The organism is Clostridium cadaveris (assembly GCF_020911725.1).
GTDB lineage: Bacteria > Bacillota > Clostridia > Clostridiales > Clostridiaceae > Clostridium_X > Clostridium_X cadaveris.
Map to the genome: position 1 here is coordinate 1,315,335 of NZ_CP076620.1, position 17,874 is coordinate 1,333,208.

The following is a 17,874-nucleotide window of genomic DNA, read 5'->3' on the forward strand; positions in this document are numbered from 1 at the left end:
TGAAAAGGAGAGTGTATTCTAGTGGTTAATTATGGAATATTAAGCATTTTACCTGCTTTACTTGTAATTATTTTTGCACTATTAACAAAGAGAACGTTAGAAGCGTTACTTATAGGAACTTTAACTACTTACATAATAATGTATGGATGGAGATTTGGAGTACATTGGGCAGAAGCATTTTTTTCAGCTGCTGGAAATCCAGATAATCAATGGGTGCTTATTGTATGTGGACTATTTGGAAGTTTGATTGCACTTCTTAGAAAGTCAAAAGGAACTTTAGGGTTTTCAGGAAGACTTGAAAAGTATTGCAGTACTCAGAAAAAAACTTTATTTACTACTTGGGTATTAGTAATTTTAATTTTTGTTGATGAATATTTAAATATAATGACTCTAGGAGCATGTATGAAAAATATTTCTGATAAGAGGAAAGTTCCTAGAGAATCCCTTGCATATATAATTGATTCTACTGGAGCACCTATATGTGTCCTTTTACCATTTTCAACATGGGCTATTTTTTATTCAAGCATGTTTGGAAAGCAGGAAGGAATATCACAATTAGGTTATGGTAGTGATATAGCTACATATATAAGAGTAATACCATACACTTTTTATGCATGGGCTGCTGTAATAATAGTTCCTCTCTTTATAGTGGGAATTATTCCAAAGCTAGGTAAGATGAAAGAAGCTTACCAACGTGTAGATAGAACAGGTGATGTATTTAGTAATGAAAGCATAAAATTTAATAGCAACATGTTGGACGAGTATTCTGAAGGTGAAGGGAAGCTTATAGATTTTCTATTACCTATAGGGGTTTTAATAGGTGCTACTATGATTCTTGATGATTTATTTTTAGCAGTTATAATATCTTTATTTGTGTGCTTAGTCTTATATGTGCCAAGAAATAAAATGTCTTTTGGAGAGTTTTGTGATATTTACATAAATGGATTCTGCCATATGGTTCCTACCATAGCTATTGTATTTATGGCGTTTGTAATGCAACAGGCTGCTAGTGATATAGGACTTCCTAGATATGTTATAGAAACCGTTACTCCTTATTTAAATGGAGCTATATTCCCAGCGGTAGCTTTTATAGTAGTTGCTATTCTAACTTTTGTTACAGGAAGTAACTGGGGTATACCAGCAGTATGCGTTCCAATAATAATACCTTTAGGTTTCTCTTTAGGTGCTAATCCATTATTAGTTATGGCAGCAGTTTTATCTGGAGGAACTTTGGGAAGTCATGCATGTTTTTACTCTGATGCAACTGTTTTAACTTCGAACTCTTGTGGGATAAACAATATGGATCATGCTCTTAGCCAATTCCCATATGCATTAATTGCTACAGGTGTTAGCTTAATTGGATATTTAATATTTGGGTTTGTAATGTAAGCTGTGAAATAAAAAGGAGTGTTACAAAAATAGAACTTTGTGATATTCCTTTTTCAATTCATTCCATATTTATGCAATTCAAGATGATTTTTAATGTATGAGGAATTAAGATGAGTAAGCATTATATAAATTGGATAATAAATGGAAATGATGCAAACTTAATATGTGAAATTTTAGGGATTCATTTTCACTTGTAGATTCATATGATATTAAAAGAATTTATTTTATGGAGATGATGAGTATGCAATCAAGAAATTATGGCACATATAACGGAATAGATATATCAAGCTGGGAAGGAAATGTTAACTTTAGTGGAGTTAGATCTGATGGTATAGATATAGTTTATATTAAAGCTACTGAAGGAACAGGATATATAAATCCATATATGAACTCAACCTATAATAATGCAAGAAATAATGATTTAAAAATAGGATTTTACCACTTTTTTAGAGCAAATGTAGATGCTAGAGAACAAGCTAGATACTTTGTGGAAAATATAGGTGACAAAACTTCAGACTGTAGATTGGCTTTAGATATAGAAACAACAGAAGGATATGATGCTGTCACATTGACAGATATGTGTGTAGATTTTTTAGAAGAAGTAAAAAGTTTATCAGGAAAAGAAGTAGTAGTATACACTTACAGTAATTTTGCACAAACATCTTTAACTTCAAGATTATCTTCATATCCCTTATGGATAGCAGCCTATGGAGTAGATACACCATCAAGTAATAGTATATGGGATAGATGGATAGGATTTCAATACTCTGACACAGGCAGAGTATCTGGGGTAAATGGTAATTGTGATTTAGACGTATTTACTGAAGAGATATTTTTATCACTAGATGTTTCTTCAACAGGAGACCAAAATTCATCAGGTGAAGAAATAATTTATACTGTAAAATCAGGAGATACCTTAAGTGGAATAGCACATCTTTATGGTACTACATGGCAAAACTTGGCGGAAATAAATCATTTGAGCGACCCTAATTTGATATATCCAGGAGAAAAAATAGTAATAAACCATAAAAGTTATGAGGATATTTATATAGTTAAGCCAGGGGATACCTTAAGTGGAATAGCACAGCTTTATGGCACAACATGGCAGCATTTAGCAGAGATAAATCATTTGAGTAATCCTAACTTGATATATCCAGGTCAATCCATAGATGTAGGATTTGAAAATAACAATAGTGAGACTTATGTAGTAAAGTCAGGAGATACCTTAAGTGGAATAGCACAGCTTTATGGTACAACATGGCAACACTTAGCAGAGATAAATAATTTGAGGGATCCTAATTTGATATATCCAGGTGAAGTTATAAATATAAGATAGGCTTTATAGCTAATAGCTAGTAATTAATTTTACTAGCTATTTTTACACAAAAATTTAAAATAGGGTATAATGTATAAGTAACAAATTCAAATCTGTTACTAAGGAGGAAATATGAGAAGTAATTTTGAAAAATTTAAATTAAGTGAAGATATATTAAAAGCTATAGGAGAACTTGGATATAAGAAACCATCAGACGTTCAGGAGAAGGTTATTCCTGAAATCATGTTTAATAAAGATGTTATTGTAAAGTCACAAACAGGTAGTGGAAAGACAGCAGCTTTTGGTATTCCATTATGTGAAAAAATAGAATGGAATGAAAATAAGCCTCAGGTATTGATACTAACTCCAACTAGAGAATTAGCAGTTCAAATAAAGGATGATCTTTTAAATATAGGTAGATTTAAAAGGCTGAAAACTATAGCGGTGTTTGGAAAGCAGCCTTTCTCAGAACAGGCAGCGGCACTAAAGCAGAGAACTCACATTGTAGCTGGAACACCAGGAAGGGTGCTTGACCATATAGATAGAGGAACTTTAGATTTGAGCAAAATAAAGTATTTTGTAATAGACGAAGCTGATGAAATGCTTAATATGGGTTTTATAGGTCAGGTAGAAGGAGTTATAAGAAGAATACCTAAAAATAGAGTTACTATGCTGTTTTCGGCAACAATACCAGAAGAAATAGAATCCCTTTGCAAAAATCATATGAGAAGACCTGTAAAGATAGAAATAAAAGCTCAAAAGCTTATAACAGACAATATAGAACATAATTTGTACAGAGTTGATGATAAAGAAAAGTTGGAAGCATTAAATAAAATATTAGTGGGAGAAGTTCCTAAAACGACAATTGTTTTTTGTAGAACAAAGGATAATGTTGATTTAACATATGATTATCTAAATAAAAAGGGATATTCAATTGGAAAAATTCATGGAGGTATGCTTCAAAAAGAAAGATTAGAAGTAATGGAAGCTTTTAGAAGAGGGGATTTTAGAATACTTATAGCAACAGATATAGCAGCAAGAGGAATAGATATAGAAGGAATAACTCATGTAATAAATATAGATGTACCTATGGAAAAGGAAGCTTATGTTCACAGAATAGGAAGGACAGGAAGAGCAGGAAGTAAAGGTAAAGCTATAACCTTTGCAACTCAATATGAGGATAGATTTTTAAATGACATATTTGATTACATAGGATTTTCTATAGAAGAAAGTTTAATGGAGGAAATATCTAAAGAGGAAATTGAAAAGTCCGTTAAAGTATTAACCTCTAAGCCTAAAGCAAAAAATGTAAAATCTAAATCTGTAAATAAAGGCATAACTAAGATTTATCTTAATGGTGGAAAGAAAAAGAAGATAAGAGTAGTAGACATAGTTGGAGCTGTTTCTAGAATAGAAGGAGTAAATGGTGATGACATAGGAATTATTGATATACAGGATATGGGTTCTTATGTTGAGATACTAAATGGTAAAGGAAATCTAGTAATGACAGCATTAAAAGATTCAACTATTAAGGGAAAGAAGCTCAGAGTAGAAAAAGCGAGAAAATAAACTAATAAGGCATTTTATATAACTGGAAATTTTTATTTTCGGTTATATTTTCTATATAATATGATGTTTTTACTATAAATGGTAATTCTGCTTTTCGTAGATATCTTGGAATCGATAGAAGATTGAGCATTTCATCAATTTTAAATATAATATTGTTGAAAAGGAGGTATAAAAATTGGATCAAAAATCAATGGGTATAGTTATTGCTAGACAAAGAAAAGAAAAAGGGTTTACTCAAAAGCAGCTTGGGGATAAATTATCTGTTAGTAATAAAACAGTGTCAAAGTGGGAAACAGGTGAAGGTTTTCCAGATATAACAATTTTACCAGTATTAGCAGAGGCTCTTGATATTACTGTTGATGAGTTGTTGGATGGAAGCTCCTTAAAAAACAATGAAAATTTAAAAAGAGATGATATGGAGTGTACAGAATATTTGATGGGTAAAACAATATTAAAATTTAAAAATAGTTGCATTTTATCAGTAGCATTTTCTATTTTTGGTGTGATGGCATATTGGATTCTTTGGTATGAAACTCATAATAGAGTGTCATTGCTTATCAGCCTTGTATTTGGATTAGCTAGTGGGTGTGTGGGATTAATTGGATATAATGCATTGCAAATGCAAATGAAGAAATTTAATAAATTATTTCCTAATAGAAAGAAAAGTTTATATGAAATGAGAAAATATTTGGAAAAATTGATTTATGTTTGGATGATTTATGTATGGGTTGCTATAGATTTTACAATTGTAAATTGTTATGGTAATTATCATGAAACTATACGAGCTTTTATTGGAGGATTAGCTTATGGATCTATTTGTTTATATTTAAATAGTAAGTTAAAAATGAAGGTTAGAATATAAAGAAAATTGGAATTAGCAATAAAAAACATGAGTTTTTGATATATTTAACTTTGAGTATATTTTGGTTATCAACTCAAAATTTATTAAAGTACCAACCAAAGAGGTTGGCACCTTTGTATATATAATTAAGTCGCGGGAAATTTAAAAGTAAAACAGGTCTTAACATATGGCTTGCTAGTTACATCTATAATTACGTTGTGACGGTGAGCTATCTGTTTTGCAATGGCGAGGCCAAGACCCGTTCCGTTTTTGTTTTCATGACTATTTGATTTATGAAACCTATCAAATATATTAGGAAGATCGTCTTCTAATATTCCGCATCCATGATCTACAATTGACAACTCAATAAAATTTTCTTTGTCAACAAGATTCACTTCTATAGCGGAATTGTCCTGAGAAAATTTAACAGCATTATCTAACACTATCATAATCATTTGACGTATACGACTGTAATCACCATTTATAGGACAGCTCTTTGATACTTCGTTTAAAAATATTTCAATATTACGCTGGCTGGCTATTCTATTCATACTGTGAACGACTTCTTCAACTATTAAACAAAGATTTAAATTATCCATTTCAATTTTGAAATCAATATTTTGAAGTTTTGATAAATCTAAAAGATCATTGACCAGACGTTGAAGATGAATACTTTCAGTTAACATCTGATTATGATATTCAGACACCTTATTTGAATCAGTTATTATTCCATCACACAATGCTTCTAAAGATCCCCTAAGAACTGTAACAGGGGTACGTAGTTCATGAGAAATATTCGATATAAAATTGTTTCGCATAGTTTCAAGTTTTTCACTTTCTAATGATGACTCGTAAAGTTTTTCTGATAGAATGTCTATTGCAGATGCAAGTTCTCCGATTTCGTCAGACTGGTGAACTTCTGTTTTAACTGCATAATTTCCTTTGGAAAGTAAAATAGCTGTATTTTTCATTTTATTTAAAGGTCTAGTAAAACTTAAAGACATAAATATACTAATTATAATAGCTATAATTAAAGCAGCTCCTATGCTTATGGCTAGAATTTTAAATCCACCATTTACAGAAGAAGATATATCTTCCACTGGAGAATGAAGAAGTACAACACCTATAGGAGTATTATCAGAATTTTTTATTGCAGTTCCTACAGTTAGAGATTTTACATTTAATATATCACTGAAACTTTCACTAAAGGATGTTTTGCCTTGAAAAGCCTCTTCTATCACATACTCAGCATCATTAGGGAGCTCGGAATAACTTAAATTCATATTTCCTTTTCCACGGGAAATAAGCTGAGACTCTTTATCTACTATCCATACATCACTCATTGCTATTTCATCTATGAATTTCATATAAGCACCATAGCCTTTGCCTTTTCCAGAAGAAAATTTCATAGATTCAGAGTCGGAATAATAGTCAGATAATGTTTTTGCTATTGTTTCAGCTCTTTTCTGCAAATCATTTTTATGAACTTTCATTGTGTAATCAGAAAATAAATATGAAAACATCATTCCTATAATTATGGAAAAACATATAAGTGATATTGAAAAATTAATCATTAGCTTAGTAGAAATTTTATTTTTCATTTTGTAGCACCTCAAATTTATATCCGACTCCCCATATGGTCTTAATAATCCATGAGTTATGCTCATATAAATCAAGCTTTGAACGAAGACGCTTTATATGAGAATCTACTGTACGGTTATCTCCAAAATAATCATATCCCCAAAGGCTGTTCAAAAGAGAATCCCTTGTAAAAACTTTATTTGGATTATTAGCTAAGGTCCACAAGATTTCAAGTTCTTTTTTCGTAAGAGATATAGGATTTTCATTTATTTGTGCAGTAAAGTCAGTTAAATTAATATGAAGATTATCAAAGGAAAATTCTTTGCAATTTGATTCATCTAAAGAATTGGTAGTAGGTGAAATTCTTCTGAGTATAGCTCTTATTCTAGCCATTACTTCACCAGGTGAAAAAGGTTTTACGATATAATCATCAGCACCTATATCCAGCCCCATAATTCTTTCAAAATCTTCTCCACGAGCTGTAATCATTATTATTGGGACATTAGATTTTTCTCGTATTTCCCTACATACTTGAAAGCCATCTTTTTTAGGCATCATTACATCTAATAATATTATTTCAAATTCATTTTCATTAAATTTATTTAGAGTATCAACGCCATCAACGGCTGTAAATACTGTAAAACCTTCTTTTTTAGCATATTCACCTAAAATAGATGATATTGATAAATTGTCATCTGCAATAAGTATGTTACCCATTGTTTTTTAACTCCTTAAAATATATTTTTCAAATATAATTCTACCAAACAAATTTGTCTTTTTTGTGTTATTAATTAAGATTTTAACACAAAAAAGCATATTGAAAAACATACTTTTGACACACATTGTTGTTAGTATATAGCTAAAGAAAATAAAAACTTAATTGGAGGTAGGAAAATGAAAAACATAAAGAAAGCGATTTTAATAGGTACTATGGCTGGAGTAATAGGGGTTACATCAATAACAGCATTAGCAGCAACTAGTTATAATAGTCCAGCAGAAGCAGTAGCAGGATTAACAGGACGTAGCGTAGAAAGCATAAGAGATGAAAGAAAAGAGACAGGAAAGACTTGTGGAACTATTGCAAAAGAAGCAGGTGTAATTAATTGAAGAATTCAAATCAGCAAAGCTTGAAGTTGTGAGAGAAAGGCTAAAGGAAAAGGTTTCGTCAGGATCTATGACACAAGAAGAGGCAGATAAAATTGTAAATGAAATTCAAGAAAGACAAAAAAATTGTGATGGTAGTGGACAACGAGAAGAAAATAGAATGAAATTAGGCTTAGGTAATAGTAGTAAAAATGGTAATGGTATGAGAAAAGGACAAATGGGAAAAAATAATTAAATACTATATAACTTTAAGTTCAAAAGAATAAATTAAAAATCTTAAACTAATAAGAATTACGGATAGTTTGGCTATCCGTAATTTTTTTTGAATATAAGGGCAGACTTATATTATTAAAATAAAAGTAAATAATTATTAACAAATTTCAGCTATTATGATTCTTATAAAAAACTCCGTCTATGATATAATTGTTATTACTGTAATAAATTTTGTCATGATATGGGGAGTTGTAGAGGGAAATGAATTATATGAAAGATCCAAAATTTAAATCAAATTTAATGCTATCTACATACATAGTTGTTTTAGCATTTATATTTTTAAACTTAAAGTCAGTAGGTGGGGTTATAGGAGGGGCACTAAGCATATTAAAACCATTTCTTATAGGTATAGCCATTGCTTTTATTCTTAATCTTCCTATGAAGCTTATAGAAAATAAAATCGTAGAACCTATTTTAAAAAAGGTTAATATAAAAAGTGGAGCAAGAGGAATTTCTCTTATTTTAACTATTGTTATAATAGGAGGACTCGTTACAGGTCTTATAGTTTTTGTAATTCCTCAACTTATAGAAAGTGGATCTACGTTAGTAAAAAATATACCGGATTATTTGGTGTCATTAGAAGATTTCTTGTTCAAATATGTAGGAAATACAGATGTTTTAAATGAAATAGTAAACAGCATATTGTCTATGGGAGAAAGTATATTGAAAGTTGTGGGACAAATAACAGGAAATGTACTTACTCAGATTTTGCAGGTTACTTTTGGAGTTACAGCAGTTATAGCAAATTTCTTTATGGGATTTTTAATAGCTATTTATATATTATTAAGTAAGGAAAAGCTTGGTCTTCAAGCAAAGAAGATGCTTTATGCTTTTGCAAATGTAGATAAAGCCGATAAAGTTATGGGAGTAGCCAAGATATCTCATTGGAAATTTTCTAAGTTTATAGCAGGACAGTGCATTGAAGCTATAATACTAGGATTACTATGCTTAGTTGGAATGAAAGTTTTAGATCTTCCATATGCTGTTCTTATAAGCACTATAATAGGCGTTACAGCACTTGTACCTATCTTTGGAGCATTAATAGGAACTATTCCAGCCGTATTTATAATATTTATGATAGATCCAACCAAAGCTCTATGGTTTATAGTTCTCATAATAGTTATACAACAGTTAGAAGGGCATTTAATTTATCCTTTTGTTGTTGGTCACTCTATAGGCCTTTCTGCATTATGGGTACTACTTGCTATAACCATAGGTGGAAGCACTTTTGGAATACTTGGGATATTGATAGGTATACCATTACTTGGTATTATATATAGTATAATGTCTACAATAATTAATAATAGACTTTCTAAAAAAAATATTAATGAAGAAGAACTTGAAAATAAATAGAATGAGGTACTAATATGGATAATAATTTTATAAACGCACTAAAACTGGCAGAAAAATTAAATGTACATCTTAAGATTGCTACATCAATGAAGTCTTTTGATACTTATAACAGCTTTTATAATATTTACACGGAGTCAGATGAACCATGCAGGAGAATTGCTGTTCTTACACCTTACGAGGAACTAGAAGAAGTTTATGATGAATCTCCAGAAAAGGCTGTAGATGATGTTATGATGATAGATGGGAATGTATGGCTCAAAGGATATCCTCTAACTACTAATCCTAAAAACATAGATTTAAGTGAAATCTATGTAAGAGAAAATAGAGTGAAAGAAATAGAAGAATATTTTCAAAAATAGGAGGTACATAAAATATGAATGTACAAATTTTTGGTATAAAAAAATGTTTTGACACCAAGAAAGCAGAGAGATACTTTAAAGAGAGAAATATAAAGTTTCAATTTATAGATTTAAAAGAAAAGTCTATAAGCAAAGGAGAACTTACAAATATAAAAAATGCTATTGGACTCGAGGAGCTTATAAATAAAAAGTCTAAAGATTATTCTAAGCTTAACTTAGATAAGATAAGAAGTGCAGATATGAGAGAAGAGATACTTCTTAAGAATCCTTCACTATATGTAACTCCTATTGTTAGAAATGGAAAGAAAGCTACTGTTGGTTATAAGCCTGAAATATGGCAGACTTGGGAATAAAATTAAAGGTGTGCTGCAAATAATCATATTGCAGCACACCTTTTTATTTACAAATCTATTGATTTATTTCTGCCATAAGAATTTCTTCTTTAAGTTCATTCATTAATTCCTCTACAGAACAAATTTTATTTATCCTAGAAGCATTTTCTCCACAAAATATTAATCCTTCTTCAACATTTCCAGATACGGCGTTTATTAAAGCTTTACTTATGCAATAAGGTGTAGAGGCAGGATTACATGGAGCCAAACAGTTATAACATTTTGTAACTTTAATATTTCCAACTTGAGTTTTTCTTACAGAATCGTTTAAAATAGCACGTCCAGGCATTCCCACAGGACTTTTCACTATTACCACATCTTTAGATTGTGCATTTATATATGCGTTTTTAAATTCTATAGAAGCATCACATTCATGTGTAGCTACAAATCTTGTAGCCATCTGAACTCCATCAGCTCCAAGCTTTAGATATTTTGCAATATCAAATCCATTAAAAACTCCTCCGGCTACTATTACAGGGATGTGTTTTGAGTATTTTTCACTATAGAATTTTACTTCTGATATTATATCTAATATGGTATTATCAAAATTTTTATTTTCAATTTCAAGGGAATCTTCTTTAAAGCCAAGGTGTCCACCAGCTTTAGGACCTTCTATGATTACCATATCAGCAGTTACATTGTCATGTTTATCCCAAAGTTTTAAAATGACTTTTGCTGCTTTTAAAGATGATACTATAGGGGCTATTTTTACATTAGAACCTTTTACAATCTTAGGGAGAGCAGTTGGAAGACCAGCTCCAGAAATTATCAAGTCTATACCAGCTTCTATTGCAGTTTTTACATGCTCTTCATAAAAGTTTGTAGCAACCATAATGTTAACGCCTAATATACCATTATTACATTTGTCTTTGGCAGCTATTATTTCTTTTTTCAATGCTCTAAGATTTGCAGCTAGATTATTAGTTTCAAAATCCTTTTCTTTATAGCCACATTGAGCTGCTGAAATCACTCCTATACCTCCAGCATTAGTGACACTTGATGCTAGATTTGACATGGATACACCAATTCCCATACCTCCCTGAATTATAGGGAGTTTGCATATAAATTCTCCTATTTTTAATGGTTTTATATTCATAATTTTAAAATCCTCCATATGTTTTGAGTATAAAATATTTTGACAATCAAAATATATGAGTTAATTATAGTCTATTAATCATTTTCACACAACAGTTTTATAAAAAAAATTAAAGGATGGTGTAAAGTTAAATTAATTACACCTTCCTTTAATTCAAAGGGTTTATATCAAAAATCACCAGTTGCCGGAAGAACCACCACCGTTAGAAGAACCGCCTCCAAATCCTCCAAATCCACCGCTATTTCCGCCTCCGGGATCTCGTCTATTTCCAATATTACTCCAAAATGCTAGTTGAAGAATAGTAGATGAAACTCTTCCTTTATTTAGAAAAACATCTAAAAGAATCAAGACAAAAAAACCGAATACTGCAACTTTGCCTATATTAGAGTTAGATGAATCTTCTTTAGGCAGCATTATTTTTAGAGATTTATCAAGAGTAATTCCATAATCTTTAGCAATATAATCAGAAAAAGTGCTATAGCTGTTTAGTATTCCATCATCGTAATTTCCATCTGCAAAATTTGGTTTTGCTAAAGATTCCATAACTCTGTTGCTTAAGGCATCTGGTACTGCGCCTTCAAGACCTCTTCCTACTTCAACTCTCCAAGTCCTATCTTTTACAGCTACTAATATTAAAAGGCCGTTATCCTTTCCTTTTTCACCTATTCCCCAAGATCGAAAGAGCTTGATAGAATAATCTTCTATAGGTATACCTTCAGTGGAATCTATTACAACAGCTACTGCTTGAGAACCAGTTTTATTTTCCAGTTCACGGCCTATAGAAACGATCTTTTCAGCATAGTCATGGTTAATGATACCAGAGTAGTCGTTTATATATTTGTAAGGAGTTGGAGAAGGTAGTTGTGGAGAAGCTCCTGCACTGGCAGAAAAAAGTAATACTAATATTAAGAGAGAAAAAAGAAAAATTTTCTTTTTCATAAATTATTTAGTAAAATCTACTGAAGGAACATCTTGACTTCCTTCGCTAGCTTTATAAAGAGGTTTTTCGTCGAAACCCAAAATTGAAGAAATCATGTTTGTAGGGAATTTTCTTCTCTTAGTATTATATTTTGTAACAGCAGTATTATAATCCTGTCTTGCTACTGCAATTCGATTTTCTGTACCTTCCAGTTGAACTGTTAAATCTCTAAAGTTTTGATTTGATTTTAAATCAGGATATCTTTCAACTATCACCAAAAGTCTAGACAATGCCGTTGAAAGTTCACTATCTGCATTAGCCTGGTCTGTGACATTAGTAGCACCAGCTAGTTTACTTCTTGCATTTGCGATATCAGTAAAAATATCTTTTTCTTGAGATGCATAACCTTTTACTGTATTTACAAGGTTAGGAATTAAATCGGATCTTCTTTGAAGCTGGGTATCTATGTTTGATTCTGCAGCTGCCGTATTCTGCTAAAGAGAGACTAAACCGTTGTAACTGTTAACTATAGGAAAAATAATCAAGGCTAACACTATCATAACAACTAACCATATTTTTGCGTTTCTGCTCATGCTATTAAAACCTCCTTTCTTTATAAGATTATTATTCCTATAAATTATATAAAATAAACAAATAAAAGCCCTCTGAAAACATTTATAGATTTCAGAGGACTTTTATTTTTATTCTAATTTTTCTCTTCTAATAGAAGATTCTCTAAATAAATTCATGAGAAGATTTTTATCGTTTTCTATAAGACCATTTTTTAAAAGTGTCAGTTGTTTTTCAAAATTATCAATAGATTTTAGAAGGTTTTCTTTGTTGTTAAGGAATAGCTCTGTCCAAAGTTCTCCATTTATATTTGAAATCCTAGTTAGTTCTCTGTAGCTGTCACCTATAAATTTTCCTGTTTCATACTTTTCATCATCGCTATTTATTAGAGCTACAGCAATAATGTGAGGGAGCTGAGATGTAAATGCTATGAGAGCATCATGTTCTTTTGGATGAACTTTCGTAACTCTTTTAAATCCTATATCCAAAGCCAGCTTTTCAACTATATTAATAGCATTAGATGAAGTCCGATTTGTTGGAGTGATTATGTAATTAGCACCTTTGAAAACTTTGCTGTCAGCATATGCTAATCCTTTTTTCTCTCGTCCAGCCATAGGATGTCCAAAAACAAATTCAATATCATCTCTTAAGATTTTTTCAATATTAGAAACTAAGGAAACCTTTATACCAGTGGTATCAGTTAACACAGCTCCTGACTTAAAAAAAGCTTTGTTTTTAGTTAAAAACTTTACTACAGAATCAGGGTATATGCTTAAAATAACTAAATCACAATGATTTAATATTTCTTTTCCGTCAGTAAAGCCTTTCTTTATTATACCCTTGTTTTCTGCAATATTTAATGCAGACACATCTGTATCGATCCCATACACATCATTATAACCGCAATTTTTTAGTGCTAAAGCATAGGACCCACCTATGACTCCTAGACCTACAATAACAATTTTCATTTTTTATCCTCCTACCATACTGCTATGCTACTTTTGAAGTGACACATCACTTCCGTTATTTTTGATTATTAGGAATATTATATCAAATAATTATAATTTTTAATAATTAAATATTATAGCTTAGTAAATGTAAAAATATTATGTATAAATAGTAAAAAAATTAAGGTATAATTATAGTGCATATAAGGATGCAATAAATATATTATGAGAGGTGACAGGATGAGAAGAAGAGAAATTGATTGGATCAGAAATATATGTATATTAATGCTGTTTATATATCACACAGCTGTGATATATACAGATCTAGGAGATTTTTATGTAAAGTCTGAAAGTACAAATCTATTTTCAAACTTATTTATAATATTCACATTTTCTTGGTATATGCCATTATTATTTTTCTTAGCAGGAGCTTCAACTTATTTTGCTTTATCAAGAAGAAACTGCAAAGAGTATCTAAAAGAAAAAACAAAGAAGTTGCTTATTCCATTTATCTTCGGAATTGTAGCTTTGGTGCCTCCTCAAACTTACCTTGCAAGGGTTTGGAGAGGGGAGACTAATGTAAATTATATTGAACACATGAAGTATTTCTTTACTAATATAAATGATTTTATGGGATTTGATGGAGGATTTACCCCAGCTCATTTATGGTTTATAGTCTTTTTATTTTTCATATCATTAGCAGGAACAGGAATAATAAAGATATTGAAGACAAAGGCAGGAGAAGTATTTTTAGAAAAGTTCCAAAAAGTATTTTTGAGTAAACTAGGACTTTTTTGGGTTGTAGTATCTATAATAATTGTTGATTTAGCTCCTAATATAGGGGGTAAAGGATTTGTTACTAATCTTTTGATTTTTGTATTAGGATATATAGTCTATAGTAACGAAGTATATTTAAATCACTTGGTAGTTAAAAGAAAAAAATTTATAATTTTCAATGTAATTTTCAGCATATTAGGTATTACCTATTTTATATGGTTTGAATCTATGGATTTGGGGATATTAGCCTACGTCATAGAAGGTATATTAAAAAATTCAGTAATGATCACTATGATTTTAGTTGTTGTTTCTTATGGAATAAAGTACTTAAATAAGAATCATAAAATATTAAAGTATTTAAATGAAGCGACTTTTCCAGTTTATATACTTCACCAAACAATACTTTTAACCATAGCATTTTACATCATTCCATTTATGCTACCTCACTGGCTTTCTATGATAATAATAATTTTATCGTCATTTGTGATAAGCTTCGTGGTTTATGAGTTGTGTAAAAGGGTATCACCTTTTAAAGTACTGCTTGGAATAAAATAATTTTAGGAGATAAATATGAAAAAGTTAAAGGAATTTATTTTAATAAGATATATTATGATAGCGGCAATCCTGTTTCAGCTTATTGTAAATCATAAGGATATGAGTACTTTAGCTACTATAATAATGGGATTATTTATACTGAACAATCAGCTAAGGCTATTCTATTTTAAAACTAAGCTTGGATATGTTTCTGTTGCTCTAGAAATAATGCTGGCATTTTTATCTTATAGCATATATTCTGGAAAACTTATTTTATATTTGCTGCCATCTATTTTAGATTGTTTTATCATGCTTAAGGCAAGGTATTCAAAATGGCTTATAGGAATTATTTTTATAGGAACATTTTTAGCATCTTTAATAAATGGGGATGGGGAAGGTACATTAAATTTAGTGTATATATGTACAATGATTATACTTCTATTTTATGTTAGTAATGAAAACAAAGAAAAGGTGAATGCTCAAGTACTTTATGACAAGCTGAGAGTAAAGGAAAAAGAATTAAAAGAAGCAAATATAAATTTAGAAAATTATGCTTCATCTATAGAGGAACTTACGCTTTTAAAAGAAAGAAACAGAATTTCAAGAGAAATTCATGACAGCGTTGGACATGCTTTATCAACTGCAATGATTCAGTTGGGAGCTATGGAAAGAATAGCATCAAAAGAAAATAGCAAGCTAGAGCCTATGACAAAGAATTTACGAGAGTTTATAAATGAAAGTCTTAAAGATGTAAGAAGAGCAGTAAAAGAGTTAAAACCAATAGAATACAATTCTTTTGAGGGAATATTTAAGGTAGATGAATTGTTGAAAAATTTTAGTAATCTTACAGGAGTTGAAGTGGATTTTAAAACTACTGGAACACCGTGGGGGATGTCATCTAAGCAAATTTCAAATATGTATAGAATAATACAAGAAGCTTTATCTAACAGTTTAAAGCATGGAAGAGCGACTAAGGTTAAGATTAGCTTTAACTTTTCAGAGGATGGACTTGCTGTCGTAATATCTGATAATGGTATCGGAACGGACTCCATAGAAGAAGTTGGATTAGGACTAAAAAGCATAAGGGAAAGAATAAATGAATTAAATGGAGAGGTGAAATTTTTATCTAAAGATAATGAAGGATTTAAGATATTTCTTTCGGTAGTTCGTGAAAAAGAGGAGGAATTTTAAATGAAACTGCTTATTGTAGATGACGAAAAACTTATAAGAGAAGGATTAAAAATAATGTTGTCTACTTATGATGATATTGAAGTTGTAGGCATGGCTAGTGATGGGTATGAGGCTTTAGAGTTTTGTAGATGCAATACTGTAGACGTAATACTTATGGATGTTAGAATGAAGAACTGTAGTGGCGTTATGGGAACACGGCTTATAATGGAACAATTTCATAATATAAAAATTCTTATACTTACTACATTTAAAGATGAAGAGTATATAAGAGAGGCATTAAACTATGGAGCTTATGGATATCTCTTAAAAGATAGCTCCCATGACGTAATATATGAAGGCATAAAGAGTGCGTATAAAGGAAATATAGTGGTTCATCCAGAAATAGCTAATAAGATGATACAAGGTATAAAGGAAAATATTCACGATGAAGATATGGATGATTATGGACTTACAGAAAAAGAAATAAATATAATAAAAGCTATTGCTGCGGGATATAGTAATAAAGAAATATCTGAAAAATTATACTTATCTGAAGGAACTATAAAAAATAACATTACATCCATATTAGGAAAGTTGTCTCTTAGAGATAGAACCCAAATTGCTATTTTTGCATTTAAAAAAGGAATAGTGACTTAAGTCATTTTAAATTATGACCTAATGGTATTCATTACCTCTCTAGCATGTATTATTATTAATACATAAGATCTAGGGAGGTAATTTTTTTATGAATATAATAGAAGTAAATAATGTAACTAAGAGATTTAAAGATAAATTGGTTTTAGACAATATTTCTTTTAAAGTAGAAGAGGGAGAGATTTTTGGACTTTTAGGCCCTAATGGAGCAGGAAAATCTACATTAATAAATATAATAAGCACACTTTTATATAGTGATAGCGGAACTATTACTATATGTGGGCATGATATAAATAAGGAACCTGTTGAGGCTAAAAAATATATCGGAGTAGTCCCTCAAGATTTAGCTCTTATGGAGAATCTTAGTGCATATGATAACTTGGAGTTTTTTGGTGCATTATATGGACTTAAAGGAAAAGAGTTGAAAAATGGAATACTTGAAGCATTAAGGGTCACAGGACTTGGAGATACGAAAAAAGAAAAGGTTAAAAAGTTCTCTGGTGGAATGAAAAGAAGACTTAATATAGCAGCAGCTATAATGCACAATCCTAAGGTGCTTATAATGGACGAGCCTACCGTAGGGGTTGATCCTCAGTCAAGAAATCATATATTCACTTTTGTAAAAAATATATGTGAAGAAAGAAAAACAACCATAATTTATACTTCTCATTATATGGAGGAAATAGAGGAACTTTGCAAAAGGGTATTTATAATGGATTTAGGACAAGAAGTTGCCTATGGAACTCAGGAAGAGGTAAAGTCATCAGTATTTAAAAACCACAAAGTCATAATAAATCTTTCAAGAAAAAATGCAGAAGCCATTTTTGAACTTAAATCATCAAAGGGAGTCATAGACATAAAAGAAGATGAAAAAAATATCATATTAAATATTGGAGATGGATTTAAGCTTGGTGATACTCTTAATATACTTGAAAAATATGATTGTATAATAAATAAAATTAATTATGAAGAACCAAGGCTTGAAGATGTATTTCTAGCACTTACAGGAAAAACTTTAAGGGATTAGGAGG

At 30.5% G+C, this 17,874-nt stretch carries 18 protein-coding genes and 1 pseudogene; 13 read left to right on the forward strand and 6 right to left on the reverse strand.

Annotation, left to right across the window (positions count from 1 at the left end):
* The first annotated feature begins 21 nt into the window (after positions 1–21).
* From KQH81_RS06050 to KQH81_RS06065, 4 genes are all read left to right on the forward strand, one after another.
* Positions 22–1,389 (forward strand): Na+/H+ antiporter NhaC family protein, encoded by a 1,368-nt coding sequence (locus KQH81_RS06050; protein WP_230029092.1) that lies wholly within the window; start codon positions 22–24, stop codon positions 1,387–1,389.
* Positions 1,390–1,624: 235 nt separating this feature from the next.
* Complete coding sequence (locus KQH81_RS06055) at positions 1,625–2,725, forward strand: GH25 family lysozyme (RefSeq protein WP_230029093.1); 1,101 nt, start codon at positions 1,625–1,627, stop codon at positions 2,723–2,725.
* Between the two features lie 111 nt (positions 2,726–2,836).
* Positions 2,837–4,273 (forward strand): DEAD/DEAH box helicase, encoded by a 1,437-nt coding sequence (locus tag KQH81_RS06060; RefSeq protein WP_230029094.1) that lies wholly within the window; start codon positions 2,837–2,839, stop codon positions 4,271–4,273.
* A 175-nt stretch (positions 4,274–4,448) separates the two neighbouring features.
* Entirely contained in the window at positions 4,449–5,135 is a 687-nt protein-coding gene (locus KQH81_RS06065) for a helix-turn-helix domain-containing protein (protein WP_178311106.1), read from the forward strand.
* Positions 5,136–5,260: 125 nt separating this feature from the next.
* Here KQH81_RS06065 and KQH81_RS06070 read toward each other — a convergent pair whose 3' ends face one another.
* Entirely contained in the window at positions 5,261–6,715 is a 1,455-nt protein-coding gene (locus KQH81_RS06070) for a sensor histidine kinase (RefSeq protein WP_230029095.1), read from the reverse strand.
* Positions 6,705–7,412, reverse strand: a complete 708-nt coding sequence (locus KQH81_RS06075) for a response regulator transcription factor (RefSeq protein ID WP_230029096.1) — start codon at positions 7,410–7,412, stop codon at positions 6,705–6,707. Before KQH81_RS06075 ends, KQH81_RS06070 begins: the two co-directional genes overlap by 11 nt.
* 177 nt (positions 7,413–7,589) lie before the next feature.
* Here KQH81_RS06075 and KQH81_RS06080 point away from each other — a divergent pair, with 177 nt between their 5' ends.
* From KQH81_RS06080 to KQH81_RS06100, 5 genes are all read left to right on the forward strand, one after another.
* A complete protein-coding gene (locus tag KQH81_RS06080) occupies positions 7,590–7,802 on the forward strand; it encodes a hypothetical protein (RefSeq protein ID WP_230029098.1) in 213 nt (70 codons plus the stop codon).
* Between the two features lie 28 nt (positions 7,803–7,830).
* Positions 7,831–8,034 carry a hypothetical protein gene (locus KQH81_RS06085; RefSeq protein ID WP_230029099.1) on the forward strand — a complete coding sequence of 68 codons (204 nt, stop codon included), beginning with the start codon at positions 7,831–7,833 and terminating at the stop codon, positions 8,032–8,034.
* A gap of 239 nt (positions 8,035–8,273) precedes the next feature.
* Positions 8,274–9,425: an AI-2E family transporter gene (locus tag KQH81_RS06090; RefSeq protein WP_074844319.1), complete on the forward strand. Its 1,152-nt coding sequence runs from the start codon at positions 8,274–8,276 to the stop codon at positions 9,423–9,425.
* 14 nt (positions 9,426–9,439) lie between these two features.
* On the forward strand, positions 9,440–9,784 hold the full coding sequence (locus KQH81_RS06095) for a hypothetical protein (protein WP_230029100.1): 345 nt from the start codon (positions 9,440–9,442) through the stop codon (positions 9,782–9,784).
* Positions 9,785–9,798: 14 nt separating this feature from the next.
* On the forward strand, positions 9,799–10,137 hold the full coding sequence (locus KQH81_RS06100) for an arsenate reductase family protein (RefSeq protein WP_230029101.1): 339 nt from the start codon (positions 9,799–9,801) through the stop codon (positions 10,135–10,137).
* A 55-nt stretch (positions 10,138–10,192) separates the two neighbouring features.
* Here KQH81_RS06100 and KQH81_RS06105 read toward each other — a convergent pair whose 3' ends face one another.
* From KQH81_RS06105 to KQH81_RS06120, 4 genes and pseudogenes are all read right to left on the reverse strand, one after another.
* Positions 10,193–11,272, reverse strand: a complete 1,080-nt coding sequence (locus KQH81_RS06105) for an NAD(P)H-dependent flavin oxidoreductase (RefSeq protein ID WP_230029102.1) — start codon at positions 11,270–11,272, stop codon at positions 10,193–10,195.
* A gap of 174 nt (positions 11,273–11,446) precedes the next feature.
* Positions 11,447–12,211, reverse strand: a complete 765-nt coding sequence (locus tag KQH81_RS06110) for a TPM domain-containing protein (protein ID WP_230029103.1) — start codon at positions 12,209–12,211, stop codon at positions 11,447–11,449.
* Positions 12,212–12,214: 3 nt separating this feature from the next.
* Positions 12,215–12,784 (reverse strand): annotated as a pseudogene (locus tag KQH81_RS06115) (LemA family protein).
* Positions 12,785–12,892: 108 nt separating this feature from the next.
* On the reverse strand, positions 12,893–13,729 hold the full coding sequence (locus KQH81_RS06120; RefSeq protein ID WP_027638996.1) for a prephenate dehydrogenase: 837 nt from the start codon (positions 13,727–13,729) through the stop codon (positions 12,893–12,895).
* Between the two features lie 219 nt (positions 13,730–13,948).
* Between KQH81_RS06120 and KQH81_RS06125 the strand changes: the two genes are divergently transcribed.
* The 4 genes from KQH81_RS06125 to KQH81_RS06140 all read left to right on the forward strand — a co-directional run bounded on the left by KQH81_RS06125 (position 13,949) and on the right by KQH81_RS06140 (position 17,870).
* The gene (locus KQH81_RS06125) at positions 13,949–15,040 is read left to right on the forward strand and encodes an acyltransferase family protein (protein WP_230029105.1); all 1,092 of its coding nucleotides are present in this window, start codon (positions 13,949–13,951) and stop codon (positions 15,038–15,040) included.
* A 15-nt stretch (positions 15,041–15,055) separates the two neighbouring features.
* A complete protein-coding gene (locus KQH81_RS06130; RefSeq protein ID WP_027638994.1) occupies positions 15,056–16,210 on the forward strand; it encodes a sensor histidine kinase in 1,155 nt (384 codons plus the stop codon).
* A complete protein-coding gene (locus KQH81_RS06135; protein WP_027638993.1) occupies positions 16,211–16,846 on the forward strand; it encodes a response regulator in 636 nt (211 codons plus the stop codon).
* 88 nt (positions 16,847–16,934) lie between these two features.
* Positions 16,935–17,870: an ABC transporter ATP-binding protein gene (locus tag KQH81_RS06140; protein WP_027638992.1), complete on the forward strand. Its 936-nt coding sequence runs from the start codon at positions 16,935–16,937 to the stop codon at positions 17,868–17,870.
* The last annotated feature ends 4 nt before the right edge of the window (positions 17,871–17,874 follow it).

Excerpts from the sequence above, each read along its gene's own strand:
- KQH81_RS06060 (WP_230029094.1), top strand. The coding sequence starts at position 2,837 with ATGAGAAGTAATTTTGAAAAATTTAAATTAAGTGAAGATATATTAAAA.
- KQH81_RS06080 (WP_230029098.1), top strand. The coding sequence starts at position 7,590 with ATGAAAAACATAAAGAAAGCGATTTTAATAGGTACTATGGCTGGAGTA.
- KQH81_RS06070 (WP_230029095.1), bottom strand. The coding sequence starts at position 6,715 with ATGAAAAATAAAATTTCTACTAAGCTAATGATTAATTTTTCAATATCA.
- KQH81_RS06130 (WP_027638994.1), top strand. The coding sequence starts at position 15,056 with ATGAAAAAGTTAAAGGAATTTATTTTAATAAGATATATTATGATAGCG.
- KQH81_RS06090 (WP_074844319.1), top strand. The coding sequence starts at position 8,274 with ATGAATTATATGAAAGATCCAAAATTTAAATCAAATTTAATGCTATCT.
- KQH81_RS06100 (WP_230029101.1), top strand. The coding sequence starts at position 9,799 with ATGAATGTACAAATTTTTGGTATAAAAAAATGTTTTGACACCAAGAAA.
- KQH81_RS06135 (WP_027638993.1), top strand. The coding sequence starts at position 16,211 with ATGAAACTGCTTATTGTAGATGACGAAAAACTTATAAGAGAAGGATTA.
- KQH81_RS06075 (WP_230029096.1), bottom strand. The coding sequence starts at position 7,412 with ATGGGTAACATACTTATTGCAGATGACAATTTATCAATATCATCTATT.
- KQH81_RS06105 (WP_230029102.1), bottom strand. The coding sequence starts at position 11,272 with ATGAATATAAAACCATTAAAAATAGGAGAATTTATATGCAAACTCCCT.
- KQH81_RS06095 (WP_230029100.1), top strand. The coding sequence starts at position 9,440 with ATGGATAATAATTTTATAAACGCACTAAAACTGGCAGAAAAATTAAAT.
- KQH81_RS06110 (WP_230029103.1), bottom strand. The coding sequence starts at position 12,211 with ATGAAAAAGAAAATTTTTCTTTTTTCTCTCTTAATATTAGTATTACTT.
- KQH81_RS06055 (WP_230029093.1), top strand. The coding sequence starts at position 1,625 with ATGAGTATGCAATCAAGAAATTATGGCACATATAACGGAATAGATATA.
- KQH81_RS06140 (WP_027638992.1), top strand. The coding sequence starts at position 16,935 with ATGAATATAATAGAAGTAAATAATGTAACTAAGAGATTTAAAGATAAA.
- KQH81_RS06125 (WP_230029105.1), top strand. The coding sequence starts at position 13,949 with ATGAGAAGAAGAGAAATTGATTGGATCAGAAATATATGTATATTAATG.
- KQH81_RS06120 (WP_027638996.1), bottom strand. The coding sequence starts at position 13,729 with ATGAAAATTGTTATTGTAGGTCTAGGAGTCATAGGTGGGTCCTATGCT.